The 26696-nt window shown below is 57.3% G+C and carries 23 protein-coding genes; 13 read left to right on the top strand and 10 right to left on the bottom strand.

All coding sequences use genetic code 11. The features are described 5' to 3' along the window. Positions 1-47: 47 nt before the first annotated feature. From FGZ14_RS01200 to FGZ14_RS01185, 4 genes are all read right to left on the bottom strand, one after another. Complete coding sequence (locus FGZ14_RS01200) at positions 48-482, bottom strand: DUF1493 family protein (RefSeq protein ID WP_139920374.1); 435 nt, start codon at positions 480-482, stop codon at positions 48-50. Positions 483-527: 45 nt separating this feature from the next. After that, complete coding sequence (locus FGZ14_RS01195) at positions 528-1484, bottom strand: 1,4-dihydroxy-2-naphthoate polyprenyltransferase (protein WP_139920372.1); 957 nt, start codon at positions 1482-1484, stop codon at positions 528-530. A gap of 108 nt (positions 1485-1592) precedes the next feature. Next, positions 1593-2264 carry an HAD family phosphatase gene (locus FGZ14_RS01190; protein ID WP_139920370.1) on the bottom strand — a complete coding sequence of 224 codons (672 nt, stop codon included), beginning with the start codon at positions 2262-2264 and terminating at the stop codon, positions 1593-1595. Positions 2265-2392: 128 nt separating this feature from the next. Beyond that, positions 2393-2974, bottom strand: coding sequence for a glutathione peroxidase (locus FGZ14_RS01185; protein WP_139920368.1), 582 nt, complete (start codon positions 2972-2974; stop codon positions 2393-2395). Between the two features lie 182 nt (positions 2975-3156). Between FGZ14_RS01185 and FGZ14_RS01180 the strand changes: the two genes are divergently transcribed. Further along, entirely contained in the window at positions 3157-4242 is a 1086-nt protein-coding gene (locus FGZ14_RS01180; protein ID WP_139920366.1) for a 3-oxoacyl-ACP synthase III family protein, read from the top strand. Between the two features lie 91 nt (positions 4243-4333). On the opposite strand, the gene FGZ14_RS01175 is transcribed toward FGZ14_RS01180, so the two are convergent. Then, positions 4334-7285 (bottom strand): Ig-like domain-containing protein, encoded by a 2952-nt coding sequence (locus tag FGZ14_RS01175; RefSeq protein WP_180754447.1) that lies wholly within the window; start codon positions 7283-7285, stop codon positions 4334-4336. A 1-nt stretch (position 7286) separates the two neighbouring features. Between FGZ14_RS01175 and FGZ14_RS21640 the strand changes: the two genes are divergently transcribed. Next, positions 7287-7658 carry a hypothetical protein gene (locus FGZ14_RS21640; RefSeq protein ID WP_180754446.1) on the top strand — a complete coding sequence of 124 codons (372 nt, stop codon included), beginning with the start codon at positions 7287-7289 and terminating at the stop codon, positions 7656-7658. 691 nt (positions 7659-8349) lie between these two features. On the opposite strand, the gene FGZ14_RS01170 is transcribed toward FGZ14_RS21640, so the two are convergent. Next, positions 8350-8931, bottom strand: a complete 582-nt coding sequence (locus FGZ14_RS01170) for a TIGR00730 family Rossman fold protein (protein WP_139920362.1) — start codon at positions 8929-8931, stop codon at positions 8350-8352. 147 nt (positions 8932-9078) lie between these two features. Next, a complete protein-coding gene (gene argS, locus FGZ14_RS01165; protein ID WP_139920360.1) occupies positions 9079-10872 on the bottom strand; it encodes an arginine--tRNA ligase in 1794 nt (597 codons plus the stop codon). Between the two features lie 479 nt (positions 10873-11351). Between argS and FGZ14_RS01160 the strand changes: the two genes are divergently transcribed. Both FGZ14_RS01160 and FGZ14_RS21635 read left to right on the top strand, forming a co-directional pair. Further along, a complete protein-coding gene (locus tag FGZ14_RS01160) occupies positions 11352-12116 on the top strand; it encodes a DUF475 domain-containing protein (RefSeq protein WP_139920357.1) in 765 nt (254 codons plus the stop codon). A 671-nt stretch (positions 12117-12787) separates the two neighbouring features. Next, a complete protein-coding gene (locus tag FGZ14_RS21635; RefSeq protein WP_180754445.1) occupies positions 12788-12925 on the top strand; it encodes a hypothetical protein in 138 nt (45 codons plus the stop codon). A gap of 461 nt (positions 12926-13386) precedes the next feature. On the opposite strand, the gene FGZ14_RS01155 is transcribed toward FGZ14_RS21635, so the two are convergent. Next, positions 13387-14361: an arginase gene (locus FGZ14_RS01155; RefSeq protein WP_139920355.1), complete on the bottom strand. Its 975-nt coding sequence runs from the start codon at positions 14359-14361 to the stop codon at positions 13387-13389. A 342-nt stretch (positions 14362-14703) separates the two neighbouring features. On the opposite strand from FGZ14_RS01155, the gene FGZ14_RS01150 reads away from it, so the two are divergent. The 3 genes from FGZ14_RS01150 to FGZ14_RS21625 all read left to right on the top strand — a co-directional run bounded on the left by FGZ14_RS01150 (position 14704) and on the right by FGZ14_RS21625 (position 16781). Further along, positions 14704-16107 carry an arginine decarboxylase gene (locus FGZ14_RS01150; RefSeq protein WP_139920353.1) on the top strand — a complete coding sequence of 468 codons (1404 nt, stop codon included), beginning with the start codon at positions 14704-14706 and terminating at the stop codon, positions 16105-16107. A 163-nt stretch (positions 16108-16270) separates the two neighbouring features. Continuing rightward, a complete protein-coding gene (locus FGZ14_RS21630) occupies positions 16271-16426 on the top strand; it encodes a hypothetical protein (protein ID WP_180754444.1) in 156 nt (51 codons plus the stop codon). Between the two features lie 205 nt (positions 16427-16631). Next, a complete protein-coding gene (locus FGZ14_RS21625; protein ID WP_180754443.1) occupies positions 16632-16781 on the top strand; it encodes a hypothetical protein in 150 nt (49 codons plus the stop codon). A gap of 66 nt (positions 16782-16847) precedes the next feature. Here the strand turns inward: FGZ14_RS21625 and FGZ14_RS01145 are convergent, their stop codons facing one another. Then, positions 16848-17369: an HAD-IIIA family hydrolase gene (locus FGZ14_RS01145; RefSeq protein ID WP_139920351.1), complete on the bottom strand. Its 522-nt coding sequence runs from the start codon at positions 17367-17369 to the stop codon at positions 16848-16850. A gap of 191 nt (positions 17370-17560) precedes the next feature. Here FGZ14_RS01145 and hemG point away from each other — a divergent pair, with 191 nt between their 5' ends. From hemG to FGZ14_RS01130, 3 genes are all read left to right on the top strand, one after another. Continuing rightward, complete coding sequence (gene hemG, locus FGZ14_RS01140) at positions 17561-18895, top strand: protoporphyrinogen oxidase (protein ID WP_139920349.1); 1335 nt, start codon at positions 17561-17563, stop codon at positions 18893-18895. Positions 18896-19098: 203 nt separating this feature from the next. Beyond that, on the top strand, positions 19099-19896 hold the full coding sequence (locus FGZ14_RS01135; protein WP_139920347.1) for a polyprenol monophosphomannose synthase: 798 nt from the start codon (positions 19099-19101) through the stop codon (positions 19894-19896). Between the two features lie 66 nt (positions 19897-19962). Continuing rightward, positions 19963-20907: a TerC family protein gene (locus FGZ14_RS01130; RefSeq protein ID WP_139920345.1), complete on the top strand. Its 945-nt coding sequence runs from the start codon at positions 19963-19965 to the stop codon at positions 20905-20907. A gap of 114 nt (positions 20908-21021) precedes the next feature. Here FGZ14_RS01130 and FGZ14_RS01125 read toward each other — a convergent pair whose 3' ends face one another. After that, positions 21022-23181: a biosynthetic peptidoglycan transglycosylase gene (locus FGZ14_RS01125; RefSeq protein ID WP_139920343.1), complete on the bottom strand. Its 2160-nt coding sequence runs from the start codon at positions 23179-23181 to the stop codon at positions 21022-21024. A 165-nt stretch (positions 23182-23346) separates the two neighbouring features. Between FGZ14_RS01125 and purB the strand changes: the two genes are divergently transcribed. The 3 genes from purB to FGZ14_RS01110 all read left to right on the top strand — a co-directional run bounded on the left by purB (position 23347) and on the right by FGZ14_RS01110 (position 26691). Then, positions 23347-24711, top strand: coding sequence for an adenylosuccinate lyase (purB, locus tag FGZ14_RS01120; RefSeq protein ID WP_139920341.1), 1365 nt, complete (start codon positions 23347-23349; stop codon positions 24709-24711). A gap of 212 nt (positions 24712-24923) precedes the next feature. Continuing rightward, positions 24924-25454 carry a hypothetical protein gene (locus FGZ14_RS01115; RefSeq protein WP_139920339.1) on the top strand — a complete coding sequence of 177 codons (531 nt, stop codon included), beginning with the start codon at positions 24924-24926 and terminating at the stop codon, positions 25452-25454. A 139-nt stretch (positions 25455-25593) separates the two neighbouring features. Beyond that, the gene (locus FGZ14_RS01110) at positions 25594-26691 is read left to right on the top strand and encodes a glycosyltransferase family 9 protein (protein WP_180754442.1); all 1098 of its coding nucleotides are present in this window, start codon (positions 25594-25596) and stop codon (positions 26689-26691) included. Positions 26692-26696 lie beyond the last annotated feature (5 nt).

Below are 26696 nucleotides of genomic sequence, written 5' to 3'. Positions count from 1 at the left end.
GGCTATTTATACAGGCTGCAGCTTTCTTTAGTGGTAGCATAGCAATTCTACATCACTAAAAACTTAAACAACAAAGCCAACACTATACCCAAGGCGAGTAGCAGGTTGAGCCAGATGTCAAAACGGTGGGCCGGAAGCCGATGGGGTGGATACTCTACAATCCATCGTTGCTTTTCTGCAGCCTCAGCCAGCATTTCCAAGGTTACTGGAATATGCTCGACCCGCTCATTGGGCGGGCGAAAAATTATGCCGCCTGTGTTGAATCCTTCTTCTCCGCTATGGAAATACCAGCGAAAAGAAGTAATGTTTACTTGAAACTTCTGACTGAATTTCTCCATCAGCTCAAAAAAGTCGTCACCCCATACACCTAGATCGTTGACCAAATCCGCGCTGCCAGTTATTTCAGCTTCGTTCGCCCCAATTTCTTCGCTGAGAAAACAACGCACTGCCGCTATAGTACTTGAGTGAGAAGAATTGTTCATCTCTCTTAGGGTTGGGAGGGAATATATCCGGCAAGTGTACCCACCTTACAACACCTGCCCTACCCCGAACAGTAGCGTAAACACTAGCGTGGTAAGGGCCATTTGCTTCAGCAGCGGATCGAGCTGCATCGACTCCTGGCGCTGCCATACCTGGGTAGCGTTGCGCAACAGCAGCGGAGCCGAGAGCAGAAACAGCCACTGCCAGGGCGAGTGATACGTGAGGGCCACGTACACCACGGCGCAGCCGAAGCCCAGTAGCAGCAGCAGCCAGTGGTAGCGGCGGGCGCGCACCGGCCCCAGCCGCACCGGAATGGTGATTTTGCCGGCCAGCTCATCGGAGCGGATGTCGCGGATGTTGTTTACGTTCAGCACGGCGGTAGCAAAGCAGCCCAGCGCGGCGGCGGGCAGCAGCACCGGCAACGGCAGGGCCTGGGTCCAGACCTCTACCTGACTATACGCCTGCAAAAAATACGTACCGCACACGCCTACCAGCCCGAAGAACACGAACACCGACAAGTCGCCGAGGCCGGCGTAGCCGTAGGGTTTGGAGCCGGCCGTGTAGTTTACGGCGGCCCAGATAGCCGAGAGGCCCAGCACGAAAAAGGCCAGGAAAATCCAGGCGCCGGCCGTGCCCAGAGCCACCCACAGCAGCAGCAGCCCGCTCAGCAAGGACAGCAACCCGAACACCCCCATGCCCTTTTTCATCTGCTGCGGACTAATAGCTCCGCTCTGCACGGCCCGCTGCGGCCCCTCGCGGTGCACGCTGTCGGCGCCGTTCTGGGAGTCGCCGTAGTCGTTGGCGAGGTTGCTCAGAATCTGCAGCAAAATGGTCGTCAGGGCGGCTAGTCCTACCACGCTTCCCCGAAACTGCCCGTGGCTGGCCGCTAGGAAGCCTCCGGCCATGATGCTGGCCAGGGCCAGGGGCAGCGTGCGGGGCCGAAAGGCCGAAACCCAGGCTTTGGCCGGGCTGATGGGGGTAGCAGGAGTGGCAGAAGCAGCCATTAGAGAAAAGATGTTAATCTGGTACTACGTGTTCCGGCTTGGCTGAGGGCTCGGGCAGGAGCAGCACCCTACCCTCCTTCACGCGCCAAACCTTCGATCAGAACAATGTTACTCCGCGGCGGCCGGATTGATGGCGGCAATTTTTTCGGCCGTCAACTCCGCGAAATGGTTGATAACCTGATCGGCCAGACTCAGGTCCTGCAGCTTGGAATGCTCACTGTTGTAGCCGATGCAGTAGATGCCCGCCGCTTTAGCCGCCGCTACGCCATTGGCCGAGTCTTCAATAACAATGCACTCCTGCTTGGGCGCCACGGAAAGGGAGGCAGCGTGCTCGAAAATGGCAGGGTCAGGCTTGGAACACGGGAAGTCCTCGCCGCTGATCAGGTGGGTGAAGTACGGCGCCAGGGCAAAGCGGCGCATCACCTGGTCAATGGTAGCTTTGGACGCCGAGGAAGCCAGAATCAGCTGAATGCCGTGCTGGTGCAGATCCTCAATGAGCGTGCGCACACCATCGAGCAGGTCGAGGTCGGCTTTTTCATCGAAGGCCCGATTGAAGAACTCGCGTTTGCTATGCATCAGGGCATCTACATCGGGCTCCAGACCGTGCTTGTCCTTGAGTTGCTGGTACACGTTTTTGGTAGAGCACCCCGTGAACGTGGCGTATTCCTCATCGGAAACGTGGATGCCCAGCTCCTCGAAGTGCCGATAAAAGGCATACCGATGCACGGGCTCGGTGTCCACGATTACCCCATCCATGTCAAAAATTACGGTGCGTATCATACAGGCAAAGCAAGGTTACGGGCGCGAAGGTAGAGAACCCACCGCTCCGGGACACAAAAAGCAGCCTGGGCTTCGCGGGCCGACTATGGCACACGAAACCCAGGCCGGGCCAGCCACTACGTAGGGCTTTACTTCAGAATAGCCGATACCAGCTCGTCGCTCATGGGCTTCACCTTGGAAGGGTAAAACGCCACCACGTGGCCGGTTTCATCTACCAGGTACTTGCAGAAATTCCAGGTGGGCGCGTCGCTCACGGCCCCGTTCTTCGACTTATCAGCCAAGAACTTGTAGAGCGGAGCCGTGTCGGCACCTTTCACCGAAACCTTGCTGAACAGCGGGAAGGTCACGCCGTAGTTTTTCTCGCAGAAGGCGGCAATCTGGGCTTCCGTGCCGGGCTCCTGCCCCCCAAAGTTGTTGGCCGGGAAGCCCAACACCGTCACTTTGTCGCCGTGCTTTTTGTAGAGCTCCTCCAGCTCCTTGTACTGCGGGGTGTAGCCGCACTCCGAGGCCGTATTCACGATGAGCAGCTTTTTGCCCTTGTACTGGCTCAGCTTCACGTCTTTGCCGTCAATGCTTTTCACGGTGAAGTCGTACACAGTGCCGGTGGCAGCAGCAGATTCAGTGGTCATGGGTACCGCGGGGTTTGAGTTGGAAGAGAGGGTAGCAAAGCCAGTAGCGGCCAGCGCACCCAACAGCAGCAGGGTTTTCATGGAGAATAAATTGAGGGGAATTGTCTGTGAAGAACCGGCGGATATACGCAATGTTCGGGCCAGTCGGGTTCGATAGGAAAGGTACGGCTACCGAGGAGGTTTCTACCCCCCCAAAACCCGGCAATGCCAAAAATCTGTACATTTGAGTATTGGCGCGTCTTCATTCCGCGGCTCTTAAGCACATGCCCAAGACGCTTTATTCGGTGATTACCGGAACCGGCAGCTACCTGCCTACTCGCGTTGTTAAAAACGAAGAATTCACTACCGCCGCTTTCTACGACGCCACCGGAACCCTGCTCACCAAGCCCGGAGCCGAGATTGTAGAGCGCTTTGCCCAGATTACGGACATTCAGGAGCGGCGCTACGCCGCCGATGATCAGGTAACCTCCGACCTTGCTTTTCTGGCCGCCCAGGATACCCTCAACTCCTGCGGCACCGACCCCGAACAGCTCGACTACATTCTGGTGGCGCACAACTTCGGCGATGTGCGTTCCGACAACAAGCGCTCGGAGTTCGTGCCTAGCCTGGCAGCCCGGGTTAAGCACAAGCTCGGCATCGAAAACCCGCACACCATTGCCTACGACCTGCCTTTCGGGTGCCCTGGCTGGTTGCAGGCCCTCATTCAGGCCGATTACTACTTGCGCTCCGGTGATGCCAAGCGCGTGCTGGTGATTGGAGCAGAGGTGCTTTCGCGCGTCTGCGACCCCCACGACCGGGACAGCATGCTCTACGCTGACGGGGCCGGGGCCGTGCTGCTGGAAGCCCGCGAAAGCGACGTCCCAGTCGGCATTCTGGCCCACGCCACCCGCTCCGATACCGTGCAGGCAGCGCATTTGCTGCGCATGGGCGCGTCTTATAACCCTGCCTATGTAGGCGAGGAGCTTTTCCTGAAAATGGAAGGCCGCAAGCTTTATGAGTACGCCCTGAAAACCGTGCCCCAGGCCATCAAAGATTGCCTGGACAAAGCCGGCGTTCCGCTCCCGGACATGCACCGGCTGCTGCTGCACCAGGCCAACGGCAAAATGGATGACGCCATCCTGAAGCGCCTTTACAGCCTCTATGGGCAGTCGGAAATTCCGGAGCACGTTATGCCTATGACCATTTCCTGGCTGGGCAACTCCTCGGTGGCTACCCTCCCTACCCTCTTCGACCTGTTGCTGAAAAACAAGTTGGAAGGCAAAAGCATCGAGCCCAATCAGACAATTGTTTTTGCCTCCGTGGGGGCTGGCATGAACTGCAACGCCGTCATCTACCGGATGCCGGAATAACTAGCGTACTGCCTGTTCTACCTCCCCGAATAACAAAGCGCCCCACCAGCAATCTGGTGGGGCGCTTTGTTATTTGAACCTTTCAGTGCGGCTACTGCTTCACGATGCGTTTCGTGGCATGGGTGGTGCTATTGTGCACCAGCACGACATACACACCGCTGCTAATTTGGTGAAGCGCCAGCGGGGAGATTTTACCACCTTCGGCGGCACCGGAGTACAATACCCGGCCCGTCATGTCGAGTACCTGCACGGAATAGCTGCCGATGGGCATTGTAGTCAGATCCAGCGCAGCCTCGTTGGTAGCCGGGTTAGGGCTTACATTGAAGGTAGGAGCCAGAGACTTCTCTGCGAAGCGCACGGTTTGTACGTCGGAGTACTCAGCTTCTCCGTTGGTATCTACCTGCCGCAGGCGGTAGTAAAGCAACGGGGCTACCCGACGGGCCTTAGCATCAAGGTAGCTGTACTGGGCCGACTGGTTGGTGGTGCCGCGCCCTGCTACGGAACCAATCCGGGTGAAGGTGCGGCCGTCCAGAGAGCGTTCCACCTCGAAACGTTCGTTCTTTAACTCCATGGCCGTTGTCCAGCTTACGTGTACATCAGCCTCTTTGACTTTGGCCTCGAAGCGGGTCAACTGTACGGGCAGAGGCCGGTCCAGCGTAATGGAAATGATGCCGTTGTTGGACGTGGCTCCTACGTAGTCCTTCACGGAGTACGGGATGGAGGCATTGCCAGAGAAAGTAGATACAGGGGTAAAGGAAACCACGCCGGTGCCATCAACCTGGAATACACCAACATTAGCCATTACACGGCTGAGGTCCTGGGCAGGGGTAGAGGGGTCCAGGTCCACAGTGGAGGGGTCCACGCCATCCACGTCCTGGTCATTGGCCGTTACGTTCAGAGTTGCCACCCGCTGCCCGGTCATGTTCTGCACATCGGCAGCAGCTACGGGGCCTACGCGCACCGTGACGGTAGCCATATTGCTCACGGCGCTAGCTCCATCGTAGCCCTTGTACCGAATAACGGAGGAGCCGGTAAAGCCATTAGCCGGTGTAAAGGTGACCATGCCCGTGTTAGCATTGGTGCTGTAAGAGCCTTCCGTTGTCGTCAAGGTCTTGGTGCCGGCGCCGGAGCCATCGGCGTTATAGAGCAGCAGCGTATTGCCCTGCACGCCTCCGTCGTCCACGTCGTTGGTAATGACAGGGAAGGACGTGGGAATGGTAGAGGGCACCATTACCAAGTCGTTTACGGCCACCGGTGCTTCATTACAAGTACCAAAATACACGTCATCGATGCCCATATCATTACCGCCCGCCGCAATTGACACATTCACGATTTCAAATGTGGCCGTGGTGTTATTGCCGGAAAACCAGATGTCGTCCAGCTTCACCCACGTATCTGGGTCCTCCGGGATGGAAGTAATTCCCGACGTGGAAGCGCCATTAATCACGAAGCCAAACACCGGGTCGTCGGCGGTGGTGGCAGTACTTCCTTTGATGATATTATTCACGTAGGCCGAGAAGCTGTAATACTTGTTCGGCTCTACGGCAATAGTCTGCGAATACAGCTTTTTGATGGTGTTACTTCCGTTAATCATCAGGAAGTTATCCGTAGCTCCACCACGGCCATTCTGGATAAAATTGCCATGATAGTCAGAGGCGCTGGTACCTACGGCGTACAGTCCTTCCGGATTTAGCTCTGTAGTGATGTTGGGTTGGTTCTCAACGTAGGTGTAGTCGGTCTGGAAACCGGTGTTTCCTAGCGCGAAGCTTGGGTTCTTCAGCAGGTTAGGCCCGGTGGCTTCCGTGCAAGCCGTAGCAGGGTCATAGACCAGAATAGTCACCGTGCCATTCGAGTTGGTAGAACCATCCGTAGCCCGATACACAAATGAGTCGTTGCCCACGTAATTGGCAGCGGGCGTATACGTGTAGTCTCCGTTGGCCTGAATTGCTACGGTTCCGTGGGCAGGGGCGGTAACCGGGGTAGTACTCACGCTGAGGCTAGTGCCAGCGCGGTTGTTGTCGTTGATGAGCACGTTGCCTGATGCGACAGTTCCCTTGGGGGTTACGTTAGTGTCATCGTTGGCCAGCGTTTGCGTCACTGTTAGGGTAAGGGTAGCAGTGTTGGAGGCCAGCCCTTTGGCGTCGCGCACGAGGTAGGACACCGTGCTGGTGCCCGTGAAATTGTTGATAGCCGCAAACGACACCAGCCCGTTGTCATCTACTGTGTAAGTACCCTTTGTTCCATCGGTGTAGGTCAGGTCGCGGGCGGGAGTAGCCGGGTTAAGATCTACCGTTGCTATATCGAGGTCGTCATCCGCATCCGAGTCATTGGGCAGAATATAGATCGGGGCTTTCGTAGTATTGGAGCGGGTGGCTACGTCATTTACCGCTACGGGGGCGGCGCTGGTAGTAGTAAGCGTGAGCTGCTTGGGGGTAGAAGTAAGTCCCTTTTCATCCTGCACCGTGTATGAGAGCACACTAGTGCCAACAAAGCCGTTGAGCGGAGCAAACGACACCAAGCCGTTATCATCAATCGTGAAAGTACCCTGGTTGGCTACTACATACGTAGCTTGTCGGCGCGCCAGGCTCGGATTCAGATCCACGGATGCTGCCACTATCGAACTGTTCCCGTCCACGTCGCTCACCCCGGTAAGCAGGTTAATGGGGGTAGTAATGCTGTAGGACCGACTTACCTGGTGGTTGACTGCCTCGGGGGTTCCGTTGGTCAGCGTCAAGTCCAGGGATGCGGTTACTGGTTGGCCGGTATTGTCCTTTATCAGATAGTTCAGCGTGCTGGCTCCAACGTACTTATTAGGGTTCGTGAACGAAACGATACCCGTGGAAGGATTAGCCGTGTACGTTACGCCATTACCATCCGTGTACACAGCATCTACCGCAGCAGTGCCAGGAATAAGGTCCAGCGTAGTCTTATTGAACGTGCCATCTGTTACGTCATTGGCCAGAATATCTACTGGAGCCGTGGACCGGTAGGAAATGGTAAGCGCGTCATCGTTGGCCGCCGTAGTAAGCTTGCACCACGACATCTTGTCTATACCAATTCGTTGGCTTGCAGGGTTGGAAGAAGTAGGATTATTGAATGTCAGCCGAAAGCTTGTGATAGGCTCAGTGAAAGAAGCCGTCACGAAAGCAGCGTTGGTTCCGTCTGCTACAGCAGCCTGCCCCGTCGCCGTATTTCCTCCACTGACCGCAACATTAGCCGTATTACTGGAAACCAGGCTGGTCGGGTTGATTGCTACGGAAGGAGTTGAGCTGGTGCTATTATACCCCGCAAAAACTACCTGGTCAACTGCTGCAGCGCTTGCCCGGTCAATGTCCCGAACAACAATCGTAAAGTTCGTAACCGGACGATTGAAGGTAAAATCAACAGAAGATGTGTTTGTGCTATTATTCTTATAGCTCACATTCCACTCCAGGGTTGTAGTAGTAAAGCTAGCTCCTTGAGTCAGAGTACTTCCGCTGTTACTACCTGATGCGTAGTTGCTGGTACTAATAGTCACGGCAGAATTAGCTACTGCTGTAGTACGACTTGTAGCCCAGGAATTTTCGTAGCCACACGTAGTGCAAGAAAAATCGAGCTCAGTAGTTGCGCCACCACACGGCCCTTGCGCGTGCACTCCCAAAGGAGTTAACAGTGAAATAAGGCTTAGTAACCGTAAAGTTGTTTTCATCAAAAGGCCTAGTGTTTACTTAAATACTGTACAAAGCAGATTGTCTCAAATTGGGCACAAACAATATATACTTGTGCTCAACCATCGCAAATCTAGCAAGACAATACTTACTAAAACCTTATAGCATAGGCCTTAACAGCTATTTCTCCTTATATAATAGAATATTCAAATTCAGTCTTAAAATAAGAAAACGATTCTGTATTATGGAAACATTTTGTTAATACCAATACGATCAGCAACCCTGCATCACAAGTCGTTTGCTGCACGCATAGCAGGCTCGTGTGAGCTACGCGGGGCTTATTTTCTATTGGCAGTTCTTCTCATACCCAATATTTCAAATAATTACCCCATTTAAAGAAAAAAGCACCTTCCTACCTGCGACAGGCGAAAAGGTGCTTTGCTAAGTTGTGTGAGTGCCCTTACGTAGTGCGGGGCGTCAGCCACTTCTCCAGGGCTATGGGCTGGTAGGCTAGCATCTCCTCAATCAGACCGTTGGGGTCAGGGTTGCTCAGAAGCTGGTTACGGTTTTCACGGCGCAGCAGGCCTTCATCCGACATATGGTCGAGGGCGCGCAGCAGGTGGTCGTAGAAGCCGGCCACGTTGAGCAGGGCTACGGGCTTTTTATGCAGACCCAGCTGCCCCCAGGTCAGCACCTCGAATAACTCCTCCAAGGTTCCGAAACCGCCGGGCATGGCCACGAAGCCTTCGGCCAGGTCGGCCATCATCAGCTTGCGCTCGTGCATGCTTTTTACAATGTGCAGCTCCGTCACGCCGCGGTGTTCTACTTCTTTAGCCACCAGGAAATCGGGAATCACGCCGATAACCTGACCGCCGTGAGCCAGCACACTGTCGGCCACGGCCCCCATAAGGCCCACCCGGCCCCCGCCGTACACCAGCGTCATGCCACGCTCGGCTAGTACCCGGCCCATTTCCTGGGCTTGTTGGGTGTACAATTCGTTGGTTCCGGCACTGGAACCGCAATACACTGCTACGCTTTTCATGAGCTAGGGCGGCGCGACACTCCGGTTTCGCGCCTATTTAATGAAGAAAGAAAAACAGCAGCACCGCCTAGTACGGGCGGTGCTGCTGGAAAAGAGAAAGTACTCGCGTTTGGCAGGTTGAAGAGCCAAACGGCTTTTTAAAATGAACTACATCCGCTCAGGCACCTGAATGCCAAGCAGGTTCATGCTGGTTTTGATGGCCTGAGCTGTTTGGGCCGACAACGCCACGCGGAAGGCCTTCTTGGCCGCATCGGGCTCAATGAAGATAGGCACTTCGGTGTAGAAGCGGTTGTAGGCTTTGGCAATATCGTAAGCGTACTGCGCTACCACCGCCGGCGACTGGGTACGGGCGGCTTCGGCCACTACGGCGGGGTAGCGACCCAGCTCCTGAATCATTTCTCGCTCCGTAGCATGGATTTCGGTGAGGCCGGTCAGGCTGGCATCGGCGGCTACACCTTGCTCAGCGGCTTTGCGCAGAATGCTGCTGATACGGGCGTGCGAGTACTGAATGAAGGGGCCGGTGTGGCCTTCCAGACTCACAGATTCTTCGGGGTTGAAGAGCATGCGCTTCTTGGGGTCCACTTTCAGCAGGTAGTACTTGAGGGCGCCCAGGCCCAGCATGTGGTAGAGCTCGGCGGCTTGCTCCTCGGTCAGGCCTTCGGTTTTGCCTTTTTCGAGGGTAGCGGCTTTGGCGGCTTCCACCACTTCGCGCACCAGCTCGTCAGCATCCACGACGGTGCCTTCGCGGCTTTTCATCTTGCCGGAGGGTAGGTCCACCATGCCGTAGCTGAGGTGGTAGATAGCCTCGGCGTAGGGCTTGCCCAGCTTCTGCAGCACGGCGCGTAGCACCTGCATGTGGTAGTTCTGCTCGTCGGCAATAACATACACCGAGAGGTCGTACTCGAAATCCTGAAACTTCAGCTCGGCCGTACCCAGGTCCTGGGTGATGTACACGCTGGTGCCGTCGGCGCGGAGCAGGAGCTTCTCGTCGAGGCCCTCAGCCTGCAGATCAACCCACACCGAGCCGTCATTCTTGCGGAAGAATACGCCTTTCTGCAGGCCTTCTTCTACCCGCTCCTTGCCCAGCAGGTAGGTGCCCGACTCGTAGTAATACTTGTCGAAATCGACCCCGATGGTCTGGTAGGTTTCGTTGAAGCCTTCGTATACCCAGCCGTTCATCTGCTTCCAGAGGCTTACTACCTCTTCGTCGCCGGCTTCCCAGGCGCGCAGCATGTCCTGAGCCTGCAGCATCATGGGGGCCTGGCGCTTGGCTACGTCGGGTAGCACACCTTCGGCCTCCAGCTGCTTTACCTGCTCGCGGTAGTGCTTCTCGAACAGCACGTAGTATTTGCCCGCCAGATGGTCACCTTTGATGCCGGCGCTCTGCGGGGTTTCGCCGTTGCCGTACTGCTGGTAAGCCAGCATGGATTTGCAGATGTGAATGCCCCGGTCATTGACGAGGTTCACCTTATTTACTGTGGCGCCGGTGGCCTTCAGAATCTCGGCCACCGAGTAGCCCAGGAAGTTGTTGCGCAGGTGGCCCAGGTGCAGGGGCTTGTTGGTGTTAGGCGAGGAATACTCCACCACCACGCGCTGGGGGCCGCCGGTTTCCACGGGCGTACCGGCCGGCTGCTGGCGTAGCTGCTGGAATACGTCCAGCCAGGCCGTGTCGGCAATTTCCAGGTTCAGGAAGCCTTTCACCACGTTGTAGCCAGTTACCAGGGGCTCGTTAGCCACCAGCCAGTCGCCGATGCCCTGCCCGATTTGCTCGGGGCCTTTGCCCAGCTGCTTAGTGAAAGGAAACGTGACGAGGGTAAACGAGCCGGCAAACTCCTTGCGCGTGGGCTGCAGCGTGAGCTGGGGCGACGCTACCTCGGCGTCGAATACATTCTTGATGGCAGCCCCGAGGGCCGCTTTGAGGGTTTGTTCGAGTAGTAGCACAGAAAGCGAAACGCTTGAAGGAAAGCCTCAGCTGAGGCCTCCGGAAGATGAATAATTGGGAGGCGAAACCACGAATGCCGCGTAAACCGCGGGCCCGGCCACAAAGGCGACGCGGTATTACCCAGCGTCTGGCCCCTGACCTTGCCCCAGCTTACGCTAGAGTCGTCGTGAAATTCGTACCCAAAGAATCGGCTTCATAGGAAATGGACACGGCCGCCACTCGGGGCTGCCGCTGGTACAAAGGTAGAAAGCCCGGTCGGATGCCATCTGAAAAAAATGCGGCTTCTGCTGTTATGGCTCCAGCACCACCTGCCAGGCTCTTTCCCCGCTGATGGCTTCTCCCCTACCCCCACCCTTTTACTCTCATCTATCATCCTTCCGCCAAAAGCTCTTATCCTTTACCTTCCTACCTCCTCCTTCCCAACCAAACTCCTCAGGCCTGCGTGTATGTGCTGCGCCCTGTATCTTGCGCCCTACGCATGAACGTTCATCTCCAGCAAATCCTCGACAACCCGCTGGCCGCTCTGGCCATTGTGGGAAACCTCATTATTATCGAAAGCCTGCTTTCCGTGGATAACGCGGCGGTGCTGGCTACTATGGTTTCCGACCTGCCGAAGGAGCAGCGCCACAAAGCCCTGCGCTACGGCATCATTGGGGCCTACGTGTTCCGGGGGCTTTGTCTGCTGTTCGCGTCCTACCTGATTCAATTCTGGTACCTGAAGCCCCTGGGCGGCCTCTACTTGTTGTATCTGGCGTACAGTCAGTTTGCCAGCAAGAATCGCTCGGAGGAAGAGGATGTGGACAAGGAGCAGAGCTGGTTTTACCGCCACACCCTGGGCCTGATTGGCCCTTTCTGGGCCACCGTGGCCCTGATTGAACTCATGGACCTGGCGTTTTCCATCGACAACGTGTTTGCGGTGGTAGCCTTCACTGATAACCTCATTCTGGTTTGCGTCGGCGTATTTATCGGGATTTTGGCTATGCGGCTGGTGGCGCAGGCTTTTGTGCTGCTCATGGGCAAGTACCCCTTCCTGGAAACGGCTGCCTTCGTGGTTATTGGCATTTTGGGCCTGAAGCTCCTGCTGTCTTTGTTCGAGCATTTTTTGCCTCAGCATCCGTTCAGTCATTTCCTCGCTAGCGAAGCCGCCGATGTTGGCCTGACCATTCTCACGGTAGCCGTGTTTGCCGTGCCCTTGCTCACGTCCTGGCTGTTCGGGGTGCCTTACCGCCAAGGGCGGGGGTAGGCGCTACCCCCTTGGCAATCACAATGCCTCTCGTTGCATTGAACAGTATGCTCAGCTAAACAAGCATATACGTGTAGCCGCTTTTCCCGAGAGCTTGCGTGCAGCTACTTCGCGCGCCGTTGTGGTGGCGTCGGCTTTAGCCTTGCACTCTCGTCCGATGAAGAACCAACACATACCGCTATTCTTTTTGGTGCTACAGCAATGACGTTGCTCGTCTAAGAATATGCGCATTGAGGGGTTGTTTAACGCACCTTTGATATAAATATATAAGGCCGAAGCCAAGCTTGAAATCAGCCACCACGTGGCCTACTACAACACTGAGTGACGCATACTCGACGCTTGGGTGCCTTGCCCCAAACCATTTCGAAACCCGTTTTCTAACGACGTCCCAACTCTGTCCGGCTTAGCTAGACCATCTCAATTACTTGTGAATGATCTTGAGCGAGTTCCTCTGTGTATCATTTTATAAACGCAGGATCAACAATACTTCCTAAAAGTGACAAAGAGTGTTGCTTCAAGGATCTGTCTGAACACTGCCCATGTATTGCGAAGACCTTCACAAGCACGTTAAGCAGAACCAGTGGCCGGGCTCATCACTCGCTCGTGGAAGAAAGGAGCGGCCCTATATGCCGTAGAAAGGTATCTTTGGGCAGACCATAACCTTCTTTTGTATGTCAACCAAATCCATCAAGACCGAAACCGCCCCGGCGGCCGCTCAGCAGCCTGAAACCGCCCTGGAGGCTCTGCACCGCCGCGTAAAGCAAGCCCAAGAGCGTCGCCGCCAGAAGCTTAAGCACGTTAATCCCTAATCTTCTTCCAGCTGTCTTTTGCTGAACAGCCCCTTCTACAGGAATAGAAGGGGCTGTTCAGCAAAAGACAGCTGGAAGGGAAGAAAGAGGCGGCAAACTGCTTCCAGTATTTGACCAGATACTTCGAAACCCCACGCTCATTATTTACAACTTCCTCATCAGTAGCTCCACTTATTTCGAGCTGCTCGAAGAATTGCCCGAGTTAACTATTTAGCCCAATTGTGGCAATCCTCCACCAACTGTTATTCCCCCTTCTTTCTCATCGTGAGGTGAACGTATAGACTAACAACCTGGCCGTCGGCTATCATTCCGGTTCAATAACAGAGCCGTCGGACCGGTTGAGGGCGCTGATACCTACCCAATGAGGTTTGAGTCTGTTCAGGGGTAAGCAGATAATGGTCTTTCGGCACAAACGGCGCGGACGTCAAACGTTCTGACGCCTCCGCCGTCAGACTCGTGCCTTACCGGCTTACTACTTCTTCCATGCGCAGGCGGTTCTGGATGGCGTCGGTAGCGGCTTCCAGAATATCGAAGGCATTGGTGGCCATGGTGTTCATGTTATCGAGGGTCGGGTTGATTTCTACCATCTCGAAGCATACCACCCGCTCATTATCCAGCAGGGCGCGGCACAGGCTGATTGCTTCCTCCACGTTCAGGCCTTCCTCTACGGGTGTGCCGGTGCCTTTGCTAAAGCGCGAGTCCAGCGAATCTACGTCAAACGAAATGTACACCATGTCGCAGAAGCGCAGTCGCTCGTAAATTTCGCGGGCCACCTGGCGGGTGCCCTTGGCCTTCACCTCGTCGAGCTTGTAGTTTTTAATGCCGAGGCGGTCGATAATGGCGTCTTCCTCGTGCTCGGTGTCGCGCACCACCACGTACACCAGGTGGTCGCCGGTTACTTTAGCGCCGGGCTCGCCCAGGTTCTTCAGCTTCTGCCAGAAGAATTCGGTTTCAGGCTCTACGTGGTTGCGCTGGCATTCGCGGTTGTCATCGCCCAGGCTGATGGCCAGCGGCATACCGTGCATGTTGCCCGAGGGGGTGGTGTAGGGCGAGTGAATATCGGCGTGGGCATCTACCCAAACTACGCCCAGCGTTTTGTGGGGGTAAGTGGCCTTAATACCGGCAATGGTGCCGGCGGCGTTGCTATGGTCGCCGGCCAGTACCAGCGGGAACTCCCCGAAGCGCAGGGTTTGTTCTACGGCGCCGGCAATGCCCTTCAGCACCGTATAAACGGAATCGATGTGCTTGGCCTTCGGGAAATGATTCCGGTCGAAGAGCACTTGGTTCTGGTCGGGCACGCTGACCGAGTTGAACCGGCGGAAGTAATCGGACCCTTTGTTGAGGCAGGCCACCCGTAGGGCATCTACGCCCAGGCTGGCACCGCGGGTTCCGGCCCCTAGTTCGGAGCGAACTTCCAGAAGCTTAATTCGTCGCATATTACATTGGCATAAAAGAGGTTAGGTGGTTTTAATGCTTGCCGATTGAGCGAATAAATATCCGCTCAGGCTTGACGCGCGCGGACCTTCCGGCGCAACCAACGAACAAGGCACAACCAAAACCCCCGCGAGGGGGTATCTTTGCGGGTCCTAAGTTCGGAAAAAGCTTCGCGTTAAGAAATAGTGAAGCTGAACTGTTCCCGTCTATCATTCTGCGTAGCCCGCAGGACATTCTCTGGTTAAAACGCCTCCGGGCGCTAAAAAACTCACTTGTAGAAAGCCCTTTGTGCTCCACTGCCTGCTAGGCCTCCCCTTCACTGTTCATTCCCAGAAACTCCTTTAATGGATACCTACCACTCCCTGATTTCCCAGACGTTCGACTTCCCTACCGACGAATTTCACGTTGAAGACAACGAGCTGCGCTTTCACGATATTGACCTGATGGCGCTGGTAGAAAAGCACGGCACCCCGCTGCGCCTGACCTACCTCCCCAAAATTTCCTCCCAGATTCAGCGGGCCAAAGAGTGGTTCCGGGTGGGCATTGAGCAAACGGGCTACCAGGGCAAGTACTCTTACGCCTACTGCACCAAGGCCTCGCACTTCAGCTTTGTGGTGGAAGAAGCCCTGAAAAACGGGGTGCACATTGAAACCTCCAGCTGGTTTGATACCAACATCATTCGAGCCATGCACGCCAAAGGCAAGGTCAAGAAGGATACGTTCATCATCTGTAACGGCTTCAAAACTGAGGAGTACAAGTATGAAATCACGCGCCTCATCAACGACGGCTTCGTGAACTGCATGCCCATTCTCGACTCGCCGAACGAGGTAGACTACTACCACGACAACGTGCGCGAGAAGTGCAACGTGGGCATGCGCCTGGCCTCCGACGAGGAGCCGCGCTTCCAGTTCTACACCTCGCGCCTGGGCATCCGCTACGCTGACGCCATCCCGCTCTATCAGCAGAAGATCAAGGACGACCCGCGCTTTGAGCTGACCATGCTGCATTACTTTATCAACACGGGCATCAAGGACACCTCTTACTACTGGTCGGAGCTGAGCCGCTTCGTGCACAAGTACTGCGAGCTGCGCAAGGTGTGCCCCACCCTTACCACCATCGACATTGGGGGCGGCCTGCCTATTCAGACCAGCATTCAGAAGGAGTACGACTACCCCTACATGATTGCCGAAGTGTTGCGTACCATCAAGCGCATTTGCGAGGAGGAGAACGTGCCAGAGCCGGACATTTTCACGGAGTTCGGCATCTTCACCGTAGGCGAGTCGGGTGCTACCATCTACAGCATTCTGGACGAGAAGCTGCAGAACGACAAGGAGTTGTGGTACATGATTGACGGCTCGTTTATCACGAACCTACCTGACACCTGGGCCCTGAACCAGCGCTTTATCATGCTGGCCCTCAACGGCTGGAACCGCTCGTACAAGAAAATCCAGCTTGGCGGCCTCACCTGCGACTCCCAGGACTACTACAACGCCGAAAAGCACATCTACCAGGTGTTTCTGCCGGAGCGCAAGCCCGCCACCGACACGGAGCCCCTGTACGTGGGCTTCTTCCACACCGGTGCTTACCAGGAAAGCCTTTCGGGCTACGGCGGCGTGAAGCACTGCCTGATTCCGGCCCCGAAAATGGTGATTCTGGACCGCGACGAGGCCGGCAACCTCACCGACCGGGTGTTTGCTGAAGAGCAGACGGCCGATTCGATGATGCGCATCCTGGGTTACCAGCAATAATGCACAGCGGGAGCCTCCTTACCGGGGCTCCCGCTTTTTTTATCGGCGCTGGAGCCCTACCGGCCGAGGCCGGCAGACAGTTGGTTGCACACGGCGGCGGGTTCACTTACCTTTACCATCTGACATGCACACGCGGGCCCTGCCCATTACCTCTTCTTCTCTTATGAAAAAAGTTCTACTCTTTGTCGGCCTGATTGGCCTCGGGCTCAGCTCCTGCAACAAAAAATCCCAGTGCCCGGCGTACAGCAGCACCAAAGACGCTTCGCGGATTTCGTCCACCATCACGGCTCAGCACACGGCCCCCGCAGAGCGCCAGTAGCCCGTGCCGGCCTTCGCGGCCTGTTCAGCACTCCTATATGAAAGCGACTTTCCCACGTGGGAAGGTCGCTTTTTGTATTTATTTGATAAATAATTATTTAGAACGAACCAGACAATTTCGATGTTGCCTTATCGTTACTCCGTAGAAAGCACTGCTGTTGAGTGACTTGAAGGGGCTTTCTTAATCCAAATAATTGTACTTTAACATGAAGAAACTACTCCTGTTGGGTATCATTGCTCTGGGTGGCACTGCTTCCTGCCGGACGAAGTGCCCGGCCTACTCGGCTACAAAACCCGACACGCAGGTAGCTGCCCCGGCCATGGCCACCACGGCAGATCAGCCGAACCGCCAGTAAGCGGCTGCTCCGTGCAGTTGTAACCACCGGGCCCTTTCCGATAGACGGAAAGGGCCCGGTGGCTTTCTAGCTGTTCCGTACTGACCCGGCCAGAATCAAGTCGGTGGCTGCTTGCAAATCGGCTACGCGAGGCTGGTAGGCGGCCGGTTCGGAGGCGCCCACCAGAATGCCCTGGACCCCTACCCTTTCGGCGGCCTGCATGTCGCGCAGCCGGTCACCTACCATCCAGCACCGGGTGGGGTCCAGCTGAAACCGGGCCATGGCCTTTTCTAGCATCAGGGAACCGGGCTTGCGCGCCAACGACTCCGATACGCTTGGGTGAGCCGGGGCAAAATAAAGCGCATCCAGCAGGTTACCGGTGGCCTGCTGCAGCTTCTGTTGGCAGGCCTGCACTTCGGCCGCCGAGTACAGCCCTTTGGCAATACCGGCCTGGTTGGTTACCACAACCAAGTAGTAGCCCGCCTGCTTCAGCCGGGCCAGGCTTGCAGCTACATCGGGCAGCACCACAAATTCCTCCAGCTTCCAGACGTAGTGCCCGATTTCTTCATTCAGCACCCCGTCACGGTCCAGGAATACGGCTTTGTTCATTAGTATTTTGGTGAAGGGGTAATAAGCCTAATGGTGATTAGTGAAGGATACACTGAAATAACCTCAACCAGGCAAAGGTAACGCCCTACCCCAACCTGTTATCTTTGTTGCTACGTTACCCCTATCCTCTGCTTCCTTATTACTCCGTACCGGTAACTACTTAGCTCCTCACTTCCTCACCTAAACACCACATGGCCATTGCAATTCTAGGCGGCGGCATTTCAGGCCTTACTTTGGCCTGGTACCTGCAGCGTGCCGGCCTCGACTATGATCTGTTTGAAGCCGCGCCCCGCCCCGGCGGCACCATTCGCACGGAGCAGCATGGCCCCTATCTGCTCGAAACCGGTCCCAACTCCCTGCAGCTCTCCGAGGAACTGCGCGAACTGCTGGAAGGCCTGGGCCTGACCCCGCAGATTCAGGATGCGGCGGCCGTGAGCCAGAATCGCTACGTGCTGCGCCAGGGCCGCTACCATAAGCTGCCCTCTTCGCCGCCCGCCTTGCTTACCAGCTCCTTTTTCAGCCTGAAAGCCCGGTTTAACGTTCTGCGGGAGCTAGGCCGCCCAGCCCTACCCCCCGACAGCCAGGAAACCCTGGCCCACTTCTTCCGCCGCCGCTTCGGGCCTGAGGTGGTGGAATATGCCCTGAACCCGTTCATTTCGGGTATTTACGCCGGCGACCCGGAGCAGCTGCTTCTGCACAAAACCTTTCCGCAGCTGGCGGCCCTGGAGCAGCAGCACGGCTCAGTGGTGCGGGGGCTCATGAAAAGCAAGGGCGCGCCCGGGGGCCGGCGCCGCATCTTTACGCTACGCGAAGGTCTGCAAACCCTCACCGATACCCTGGCCCGCAAGCTGCGCCGGGCCCACTTCGGGCAGGCTGCTACCCTGCTCCACCGCCGCGAAGACGACGGCCTGTGGGAGCTGGAAACCACCGCTGGCCCGGCGCCCCGCCTGTACCAACAGGTAGTGCTGGCGTTGCCGGCCTACACAGCCGCCGCGCTGCTGCAGGAGCAGTTTCCGGAGCAGGCCGCGGCCCTGGCCCAGGTGCACTACCCGCCCATGACGGCCGTGTACACCGCCTACCAGCGCGCCGACGTGCAGCACCCCCTGGACGGATTCGGGGCCCTGCACCCCAAAGTAGAGCAGCCCTACGCCGCCGGCAGCATCTGGACCAGCTCTATTTTTCCCGGGCGGGCGCCGGCCGGGCAAGTGCTGTTTACCACCTTCGTGGGGGGTAGCCAGTACGAGGCCCAGGCCCGCCAGCCCGAGGCGGAACAGAAAGCCGCTGTACACCAGGAGCTTAGCCGCTTCTACGGGGTAGCCGCCGACGCGCAGCCTGTGTGGCAGTACCGCTACTACTGGGAGCGGGCTATTCCGCAGTTTGATGCCCGCATCGTGCCTGCTCACGCCGCCGCCGATGCCCTGGCCCTGCAGCGCCTGCATGTTACGGCCAACTGGCGGGCGGGCGTGGGCGTACCTGATTGTGTGCGCCACGCCCGCACCCTGGCCAACACCCTGGCCGGTCGGTAAGCAGCAAACCGGTATTCGGCCTGGGCAATACGCCCGCTTCAGGAGAACTTATGGCTTCTTGCCCCTTGTTGTTCTGAAGGCACTCACCGGGCGGCAAGCAACCCCGCGCCCCGTGTGCGCATCTGTAGCTACATCCGAAGTTTGCGCTGAGCTGCGGCAGTTACCTGCTACGGCACACCAAACAAACTTCTACCTTTACGGCAATGAATAACGGGCTTGTCCTGATACCGACCTACAACGAGCGTGAGAATGCGGAGCTGATTATCCGCAAGGTCTTTTCATTGCCTCAACCTTTCGATGTGCTCATCATCGACGACGGCTCACCGGATGGCACGGCGGCCATTGTGCGCGCCTTGCTGCCCGAGTTTGAGGGCCGTCTGTTTCTGGAGGAGCGCACGGGCAAGCTGGGACTTGGTACGGCCTATATTCACGGCTTCCGCTGGGCCCTGGCGCGGGGCTACGAGTACATCTTCGAGATGGACGCCGACTTTTCCCACAACCCCGACGACCTCATTCGCCTGTACGACGCCTGCGCCCACCAGGGCTACGATCTGGCCATCGGTTCGCGCTACATTCAGGGCGTAAACGTGGTCAACTGGCCCATGGACCGGGTGCTGATGTCGTATTTTGCCTCGGCCTACGTGCGCCTGATTACCCGCATGCCCATCATGGATGCCACGGCCGGTTTTAAGTGCTACACGGCCCGGGTGCTGCGCACCATCCCCCTCGACCAGATCAAGTTTGTGGGTTATGCCTTCCAGATTGAGATGAAGTGGCTGGCCTACAAGTATGGCTTTCGGCTGAAGGAGGTGCCCATCATTTTCACGGACCGCACCCGGGGTGCTTCCAAGATGAGCAAAGGCATTTTCAAGGAAGCCCTGTTCGGGGTAGTTCAAATGAAGATCAGCAGCTGGTTCCGGCGCTTCGAGCGGGTAGCCCCCTCGCAGGCGGAAGCGGCCCTGGCGGCAGTGCCCGCAACCTCGGCCCCAAAAACCCGGTAACTTCCCTCGGGTACGGCTCGGGTACCTGGCGGCGGCATATAACGCTGGCCGCGTATCTTACCGCCGATGGAAACTACTCCGCTTTTCTGGGTGGGCTTTAACGCCTTTGTGCTGGCCCTGCTGCTGCTTGATTTGCTTGTGTTCAACCGCAAGGCGCACGTGGTACGGATGCGGGAAGCACTGGGCTGGAGTGCCTTCTGGATTCTGCTTTCCCTGAGCTTCAATTACCTGGTGTACCGCTGGATGGGCCAGCAGGCGGCCCTGGAGTTCCTCACGGGCTACCTCATCGAGAAGTCCCTGAGCGTTGACAACCTGTTCGTTTTCCTGCTCATTTTCAGCTATTTCAAGGTTCCGCAGCAGTATCAGCACAAGATTCTGTTCTGGGGTATTATTGGCGCGCTGGTGCTGCGGGCGGTGTTTATTCTGGCCGGGGCGGCTTTGCTGGCCAAGTTTCATTTCCTGCTGTATGTGCTGGGAGCCTTCTTGGTGTACACCGGCGTGAAAATGGCCACCAGCGCGGGCGGGCCGGAAATTGACCCCGATAACAACCCGGTGGTTAAGTTTCTGAGCCGCCACCTGCCCATCACCAACCGCCTGCACGAGGGCAACTTCTTTGTGCGTCAGAACGGTACGCTCTTCGCTACCCCCCTGCTGGTGGTGCTGGTGATGGTAGAAACCACCGACGTAGTTTTTGCCGCCGATTCCATCCCGGCCATTCTGGCTATTTCGCGGGATACGTTTATCGTCTATACCAGCAATGTGTTTGCCTTGCTGGGTCTGCGGGCTTTGTATTTTGCCCTCGAAGGCCTTATGCGCCTGTTTCACTACCTGCACTACGGCCTTTCGCTTATTCTGATTTTTATCGGGGGCAAGCTGCTGGTGGCCGATCTGGCTCATATCCCCATGGGCATTTCCCTGGGTGTGGTCGGGCTGATTCTGGCGGGCTCCATCGGTTTGTCGTTGCTGTTTCCCAAGAAGGAGCAAGCACCTCTGCCCACCCAGGAGCCATAGGTTCACTACTGATTGGGGGGTAGCCCCGCCGCCCCGGTGCTTTGCTTGCCGCAACCGAAAAGCCCACGGCTATCCGGCCGTGGGCTTTTTGGTTGCAAGCAGGTCTTGCCACCTTTATGGTTTGGTGGGTGGGGTAGCGGGCGGGCCGGCGGGCGGAACGTTCTGACCGGTATTTACGCCGGCGTCGGGTGCGGTGTCGCCGCCCAGCAAGTCAATCAAGTTCAGGGGCTCAAACTGCGAGGAATCGGCGGCTACTACCGTACGGACGGTGTCGCGGGTAGCACGCACAATGAACTGGCGGGCCGGACCTTGGAAATTCACGGAGTTACCTAAGCTCTCGTACTCATTTTGCGAGATGTAGCCTTTGCGGGCCATCAACTGCGCAATCAGGCGGTGGAAGTAGCGGGCCGAACCGCGCATCTCGCCATACTGGTTGAAGCCTGCTCGGTAGGACTTAGGCCGCGGAATAATACTGGCCAGAAACAGGCTTTCCGACAAGTTGAGATTGGAGGGGTGCTTGTCGAAGTAGAACTCTGCGGCTTCGTGGACGCCGTAAATCTTCGGGCCCCACTCAATGATATTCAGGTATACTTCCAGCATCCGTTCCTTGCTGGTCAGGCGTGTGTTTTCAATAATCCACACTATCAGGGCCTCCTCTGCCTTGCGCACCAGAGTTTTCTTACGGGTTAGAAACACGTTTTTCACCAGCTGCATGCTGATGGTGCTACCACCCCGGGCGAAACGCCGCTCTTTGATGTCGTGAATGGCCGACTTTACCAAGGCTTTTTCCATGAAGCCGCGGTGGGTCATAAACCGCGGATCTTCAGCCGTCATGATGGCATATTTCAAGTAGTCAGGCACCTCATTGTAGGGCGTAAACTCCGGATTGGAGGCGCCTACCATAAAGGTTTTCACCGAGTCGCCTTTGTCGTTATAGGCGGTGTAGGGAAACTCCTGATTCAGCTTGTTCAGGTTTTCGCGGCCAAAGCGCGTTACGCGGAACTTGGTAGCCTGCAAGCCCGAGTCGAACTTGAGGCTGTCCAGCTTATTCATGTCCAGATCGGCCATCAGGTGATACTTCAGCGTGCCTTCGGCCTGAGTTCCTTCCAGGGTTTCGAACATGCCCTCGGGTAGGGAGGCGAAGAAGTCGCTGGCCTGCGTTTCGGCCGACTCTACCCGGAGCTTTACCTGCACGCCCGCCAGCAGTTGGCCCCGGCTGGTGAGGCCGTTGATTTCCTTGCCAATCACGCGCTGGGGCACCGGCAGGCGACGCACGCTCAACTCCGGAAACAGCTCCATCTTGTTCAGCAGCACGCGGGTACCTTTTTCCAGGGCGAAGGAGGCCTGGCCGAGCTTCATCACGAAATCAATACCGCCGCGCGGGAAGCGCACGTCGCTGTCGGAAAGCTTGGGGTGGTTCACGATAAAGTTGGCGGCCGAAGCAGTGCCCTTCAGCGTCAGCTCGTCCTCGCCGCTCACATCCTTGTCGGTCAGGCTCACGCGCACGGTGTCGAACTGTACCCGGGCCCCGTAGCGGCTCTGCACGTAAGGCAGCACCACCGGCCGCCGGTCCAGGCCGAACACTTGAGCATCCACCTCATAATCACCGGCATCAATGCGGCCCTGCACGCCCACCCGGTTTTCCACCGAGTCGATAACGGCCGTGAGCTGGCCGGTGATGTCGCCATCCTCAATGGCCAGGCGCGGCATTGTGAGCGTGGCCTCGTGGCGGGGGCTGCGGTAGGTTACCAGGAAATTCTGAAAATCGGCCTCTTCAGGAATATTGTCGAAGGTGGCTTCCAGCAGCTGATTGGCCAGCAGACCGTAGTTGGTGCCGTTGGTGGTATCGCGCGGGACGGCGGGCTGGTTTTTCTTCTTTTTATAGAGGAAAGAGTAATTATCCTGGCCAGAACTGGTTTGGCGGGCCGTGAGGCGGGCGTCGTTGATTTCGAGGTTGCTGAACACCGGGCGGCCGGCAAACAGACTGCGCACGCTCAGGGAAGCCCGCACTACCTGAGCCTTGAGCAGGGTATCGGGGGTAGCGGTGGGCACCATGCTCACCCCGTCGAGCTGTACGGTGTTAAGGTCGGTGAAGCGGGCCGGGCCCAGGGTCAGCACCACGGGGTACTTGGCCTCTACTTTGGCTTTCACCTTTTGCAGCGCGAAATCCAGCAACTGCTGGCGCTTAAACAGAAAGATGCTGAGGCCCAGGAGCAGAAGCGCCGCCAGGATGCCCAGGCCGATACCGATTTTTTTCTTGGTTGCTGAAGTCACGCGTGCCAGTTCGGGAGAAAGGAAGTCGCGGCCGGGCCTGCCAGATTCGTGCCGAACCCGCCGCCGCTCGGACAACAAAGGTAGCGAAAAAGGCCCGCGCCTCGATTGGCCTACGCCCCGGCTTCCGCTACCTTTGGCCCGTTCAGGCCATTTTCCCTTCTCCGCATGTCCGCTACTGTCGATTACGCCTCGCTTACGCCCCTCACTGCCGTTTCGCCCCTTGATGGGCGCTACCGCCGCCAGGTGGCGCCGCTGTCCCCGTATTTCTCGGAGTTGGCACTCATCCGCTACCGCGTGCTGGTGGAAGTAGAGTATTTTATTTCCCTCTGCGAGCTACCCCTCCCCCAGCTGCAAGGCATTGACCCCACTACCCTAGAGCAGTTGCGCAGCATCTATACCGGCTTTTCGGACCAGGATGCGGAGGCCGTGAAAGCCCACGAGAAGGTCACGAACCACGATGTGAAGGCCGTGGAGTATTTCCTGCGCGACCAGTTTGCGGCGCGAGGCCTGGGCCAATACCTGGAGTTTATTCACTTCGGCCTGACCTCCCAGGACATCAACAATACCGCCATTCCGCTCAGCCTCCAGCACGCCCTGATTCATACGCTGCTGCCGGCCTACGCCAAGGTGCGCAACAAGCTTGCCACCCGGGCCACGGAGTGGGCCACGGTACCCATGCTGGCCCGCACCCACGGGCAGCCTGCTTCCCCTACCCGCCTGGGCAAGGAAATACAGGTGTTTGTAGCCCGTCTCGATGCCCAGGTAGAGCTGCTGGGGCAGGTGCCCTTCGGGGCGAAGTTCGGCGGCGCTACCGGCAACTTCAACGCCCACCATGTGGCCTACCCCGAAGTCAACTGGCACAGCTTCGCCAAGCAGTTTGTGGAAGGCCGCCTGGGCCTGAAGCGCAGCTACCCCACTACCCAAATTGAGCACTACGACCACCTGGCGGCCCTCTGCGACTCTCTGAAACGCCTCAACACCATTCTTATTGATTTGGCCCGCGACGTATGGCAGTACATTTCCCTAGGCTATTTCCGCCAAACTATTAAGGAGGGGGAAGTGGGCTCTTCGGCTATGCCTCACAAGGTAAACCCCATCGACTTTGAAAATGCCGAGGGCAACCTGGGTATCGCCAATGCCGTGCTGGAGCACCTGGCGGCCAAGCTGCCCATCAGCCGCCTCCAGCGCGACCTCACCGACTCCACCGTGTTGCGCAACCTGGGCGTGCCCCTGGGTCACACGCTCATTGCCCTCACGGCTCTGCAGCGCGGCCTCGACAAGCTGGCGCTCGATGAAACCGCCCTGCGCCGTGACTTGGACGACAACTGGCCGGTTGTAGCCGAGGCCCTGCAAACCATTCTGCGCCGCGAAAACTACCCCGACCCCTACAACGCCCTCAAAGCCCTGACCCGCACGCACGGCCCCATCACAGCCGAAACTATCAGCGAGTTTATTGATACGCTGGAGATCAGCGACCAGGTAAAGGGTGAGCTGCGCGCTATTTCTCCGGCTAATTATACCGGCATGTAATTTCCTGTTCCCGGGACGACCTCAGGCTGTATAGCACGCCTGTAGTAACCTGATTTTGATGTTTATAATTATCCAAGAGGGAGGCGGTGACGAGTCACTACCTCCCTCTTGTTTTGGTAGGCTGACTCCACTGCTGAAACGGACTATGAATCCAGAAATGCATTTTTCAGGCATTTCGCCGCAACTTTACGGCTCAGCTTCCTCTTTTACGCATGAAGAAACTTCTTACTTTATTCTGCTTCCTCTGCCTCTCGGTCGTGGCGGCCTCGGCCCAGGACCAGCAGCCCGGCAGCCGGCAGACTCTCGATGAACAGTACGGCTTCCGCGGAGCCCGCTTTGAGTCTTCCGTGACATCCTACAAAGGTCTGGCCCTGGCCGAAAACGGCGGTGCCACCCGCTTTTACCGCCGCCCTACCGACGTAAAAACCATGGGTGAGGGCGAGCTTTCTTCGATTCGCTACGGATTTTACAAAGGCAGGCTGGCCATGGTAATTCTGGAAACCAGGGGCCTGACCAACAGCCGGGCCGTGCTGGCCGCGCTGGTTGCTCAGTACGGCCCGGGCACCCAAAACAACCCGTATCAGCAGCGTTTTGCCTGGAGTGGCAAGGACGTGACCATGAGCTACGACGAAAACGCAGGCAGCAACGACGCTACCATCTTTATTTCCAGCAAGAAGCTGCGGGCTATGCAGCTGAAAGAACAAAGCAAAGCCGGCGTGAAGCTTAGCGGTGCGCCTCTGTAGGTAGCCGCGGTGCTCTGGCAGAAACATTGCCGGCCGGCAGCTTCCAATGCCTGCCCACCATAGGCCTTCGCACTTGCCCTGGTGCGAAGGCCTTTTTATGAGGGCTACTTCCTATTTTTGCCGCTTACTATTTTCCTGCATGGCCTCACTTCACGGCATCACCGTTCACCCCGACTGCCGCCATTTTCGCGGTGATATTCCCTGCCGTCCGAACAAAGAACACGGTTATCAGTGCGGTAGATGCCCCGTGTACGCCCCTGTGCAGCAGCGCATTCTCATCATCAAGCTCGGGGCCATCGGCGACGTGATTCGGACCACCCCCCTGCTGCGGCGGCTGCGGCAGGAGTATCCGGAAAGCAAAATCACCTGGCTTACACTTACGCCGGCCATCCTGCCCCAGGGCGAAATAGATGAGGTGCTGAAGCTGGAGCTACCCGCCGTACTTCACCTGCGGCAGCGCGAGTTCGACCTGCTCTTCAACCTCGACAAAGACAAGGAAGCCTGCGCCCTCCACGACTCCATCCGGGCTACCCAAAAGTTTGGCTACACCTTACACCCGCAGTATGGGGTAGCATGGCCCGGCAACGCCCTGGCCGAGCACAAGTATCTCACGGGCGTGTTCGATGAGCTGAGCCTGCAGAACCAGAAGCCCTACGTGCAGGAAATCTTCGAGCTGAGCGGCTTTGAGTTTCGGGGCGAGGAGTACGTGTTCGACACCCACCAGGACAAGGGCTACGACTGGAGCCAGCTACCCCAGGGCCGCCCCCGCATCGGCCTGAACACCGGCTGCGGCGACCGGTGGACCACGCGCCTCTGGTCCGATGAGAAATGGGAGGCGCTGATTGAGCAGCTGCAGGCCGCTGGCTACGCGCCCATACTGCTGGGCGGCGAGGCAGAAGATGAGCGCAACCGTCGCCTGCACGCCACTACCGGCGCGGCTTATCTGGGCACGTTTCCGCTGCCGCAGTTCATCAACCTGATGCACCAGATGGATGGCATTGTGACGCAGGTAACCATGGCCATGCATATCAGCATTGCTCTGCGCAAGCCCACCATCCTGATGAACAATATCTTCAACCCCTACGAATTCGACCTCTACGGCCGCGGCCAACTGGTACAGCCCAATCGGGAATGCGTGTGCTTCTACCGGGGCTCCTGCAAGCTAGGCACCAGCTGCATGGAAGATTTACCGGCCGGGAAGGTGTTCGAGGCTGTGCGGGGTAGTGTGTCGGTGTAACTGAG

Source organism: Hymenobacter sp. DG01 (assembly GCF_006352025.1).
Taxonomy (GTDB): domain Bacteria; phylum Bacteroidota; class Bacteroidia; order Cytophagales; family Hymenobacteraceae; genus Hymenobacter.
This window is presented reverse-complemented; position numbering and strand designations above follow the sequence as displayed.

Bases quoted from the DNA above. Each gene is read 5' to 3' on its own strand.
- purB (WP_139920341.1), top strand. From the start codon at position 23,347: ATGTCCGCTACTGTCGATTACGCCTCGCTTACGCCCCTCACTGCCGTT.
- FGZ14_RS01190 (WP_139920370.1), bottom strand. From the start codon at position 2,264: ATGATACGCACCGTAATTTTTGACATGGATGGGGTAATCGTGGACACC.
- FGZ14_RS01175 (WP_180754447.1), bottom strand. From the start codon at position 7,285: ATGTCGTGGTGCAAGCTTACTACGGCGGCCAACGATGACGCGCTTACC.
- FGZ14_RS01145 (WP_139920351.1), bottom strand. From the start codon at position 17,369: ATGAACAAAGCCGTATTCCTGGACCGTGACGGGGTGCTGAATGAAGAA.
- hemG (WP_139920349.1), top strand. From the start codon at position 17,561: ATGGCCATTGCAATTCTAGGCGGCGGCATTTCAGGCCTTACTTTGGCC.
- FGZ14_RS01110 (WP_180754442.1), top strand. From the start codon at position 25,594: ATGGCCTCACTTCACGGCATCACCGTTCACCCCGACTGCCGCCATTTT.
- FGZ14_RS01180 (WP_139920366.1), top strand. From the start codon at position 3,157: ATGCCCAAGACGCTTTATTCGGTGATTACCGGAACCGGCAGCTACCTG.
- FGZ14_RS01185 (WP_139920368.1), bottom strand. From the start codon at position 2,974: ATGAAAACCCTGCTGCTGTTGGGTGCGCTGGCCGCTACTGGCTTTGCT.
- FGZ14_RS01195 (WP_139920372.1), bottom strand. From the start codon at position 1,484: ATGGCTGCTTCTGCCACTCCTGCTACCCCCATCAGCCCGGCCAAAGCC.
- FGZ14_RS21625 (WP_180754443.1), top strand. From the start codon at position 16,632: ATGAAGAAACTACTCCTGTTGGGTATCATTGCTCTGGGTGGCACTGCT.
- FGZ14_RS01135 (WP_139920347.1), top strand. From the start codon at position 19,099: ATGAATAACGGGCTTGTCCTGATACCGACCTACAACGAGCGTGAGAAT.
- FGZ14_RS01155 (WP_139920355.1), bottom strand. From the start codon at position 14,361: ATGCGACGAATTAAGCTTCTGGAAGTTCGCTCCGAACTAGGGGCCGGA.
- FGZ14_RS21635 (WP_180754445.1), top strand. From the start codon at position 12,788: ATGTCAACCAAATCCATCAAGACCGAAACCGCCCCGGCGGCCGCTCAG.
- FGZ14_RS21630 (WP_180754444.1), top strand. From the start codon at position 16,271: ATGAAAAAAGTTCTACTCTTTGTCGGCCTGATTGGCCTCGGGCTCAGC.
- FGZ14_RS01170 (WP_139920362.1), bottom strand. From the start codon at position 8,931: ATGAAAAGCGTAGCAGTGTATTGCGGTTCCAGTGCCGGAACCAACGAA.
- FGZ14_RS01130 (WP_139920345.1), top strand. From the start codon at position 19,963: ATGGAAACTACTCCGCTTTTCTGGGTGGGCTTTAACGCCTTTGTGCTG.
- FGZ14_RS01150 (WP_139920353.1), top strand. From the start codon at position 14,704: ATGGATACCTACCACTCCCTGATTTCCCAGACGTTCGACTTCCCTACC.
- FGZ14_RS01200 (WP_139920374.1), bottom strand. From the start codon at position 482: ATGAACAATTCTTCTCACTCAAGTACTATAGCGGCAGTGCGTTGTTTT.
- FGZ14_RS01160 (WP_139920357.1), top strand. From the start codon at position 11,352: ATGAACGTTCATCTCCAGCAAATCCTCGACAACCCGCTGGCCGCTCTG.
- FGZ14_RS01115 (WP_139920339.1), top strand. From the start codon at position 24,924: ATGAAGAAACTTCTTACTTTATTCTGCTTCCTCTGCCTCTCGGTCGTG.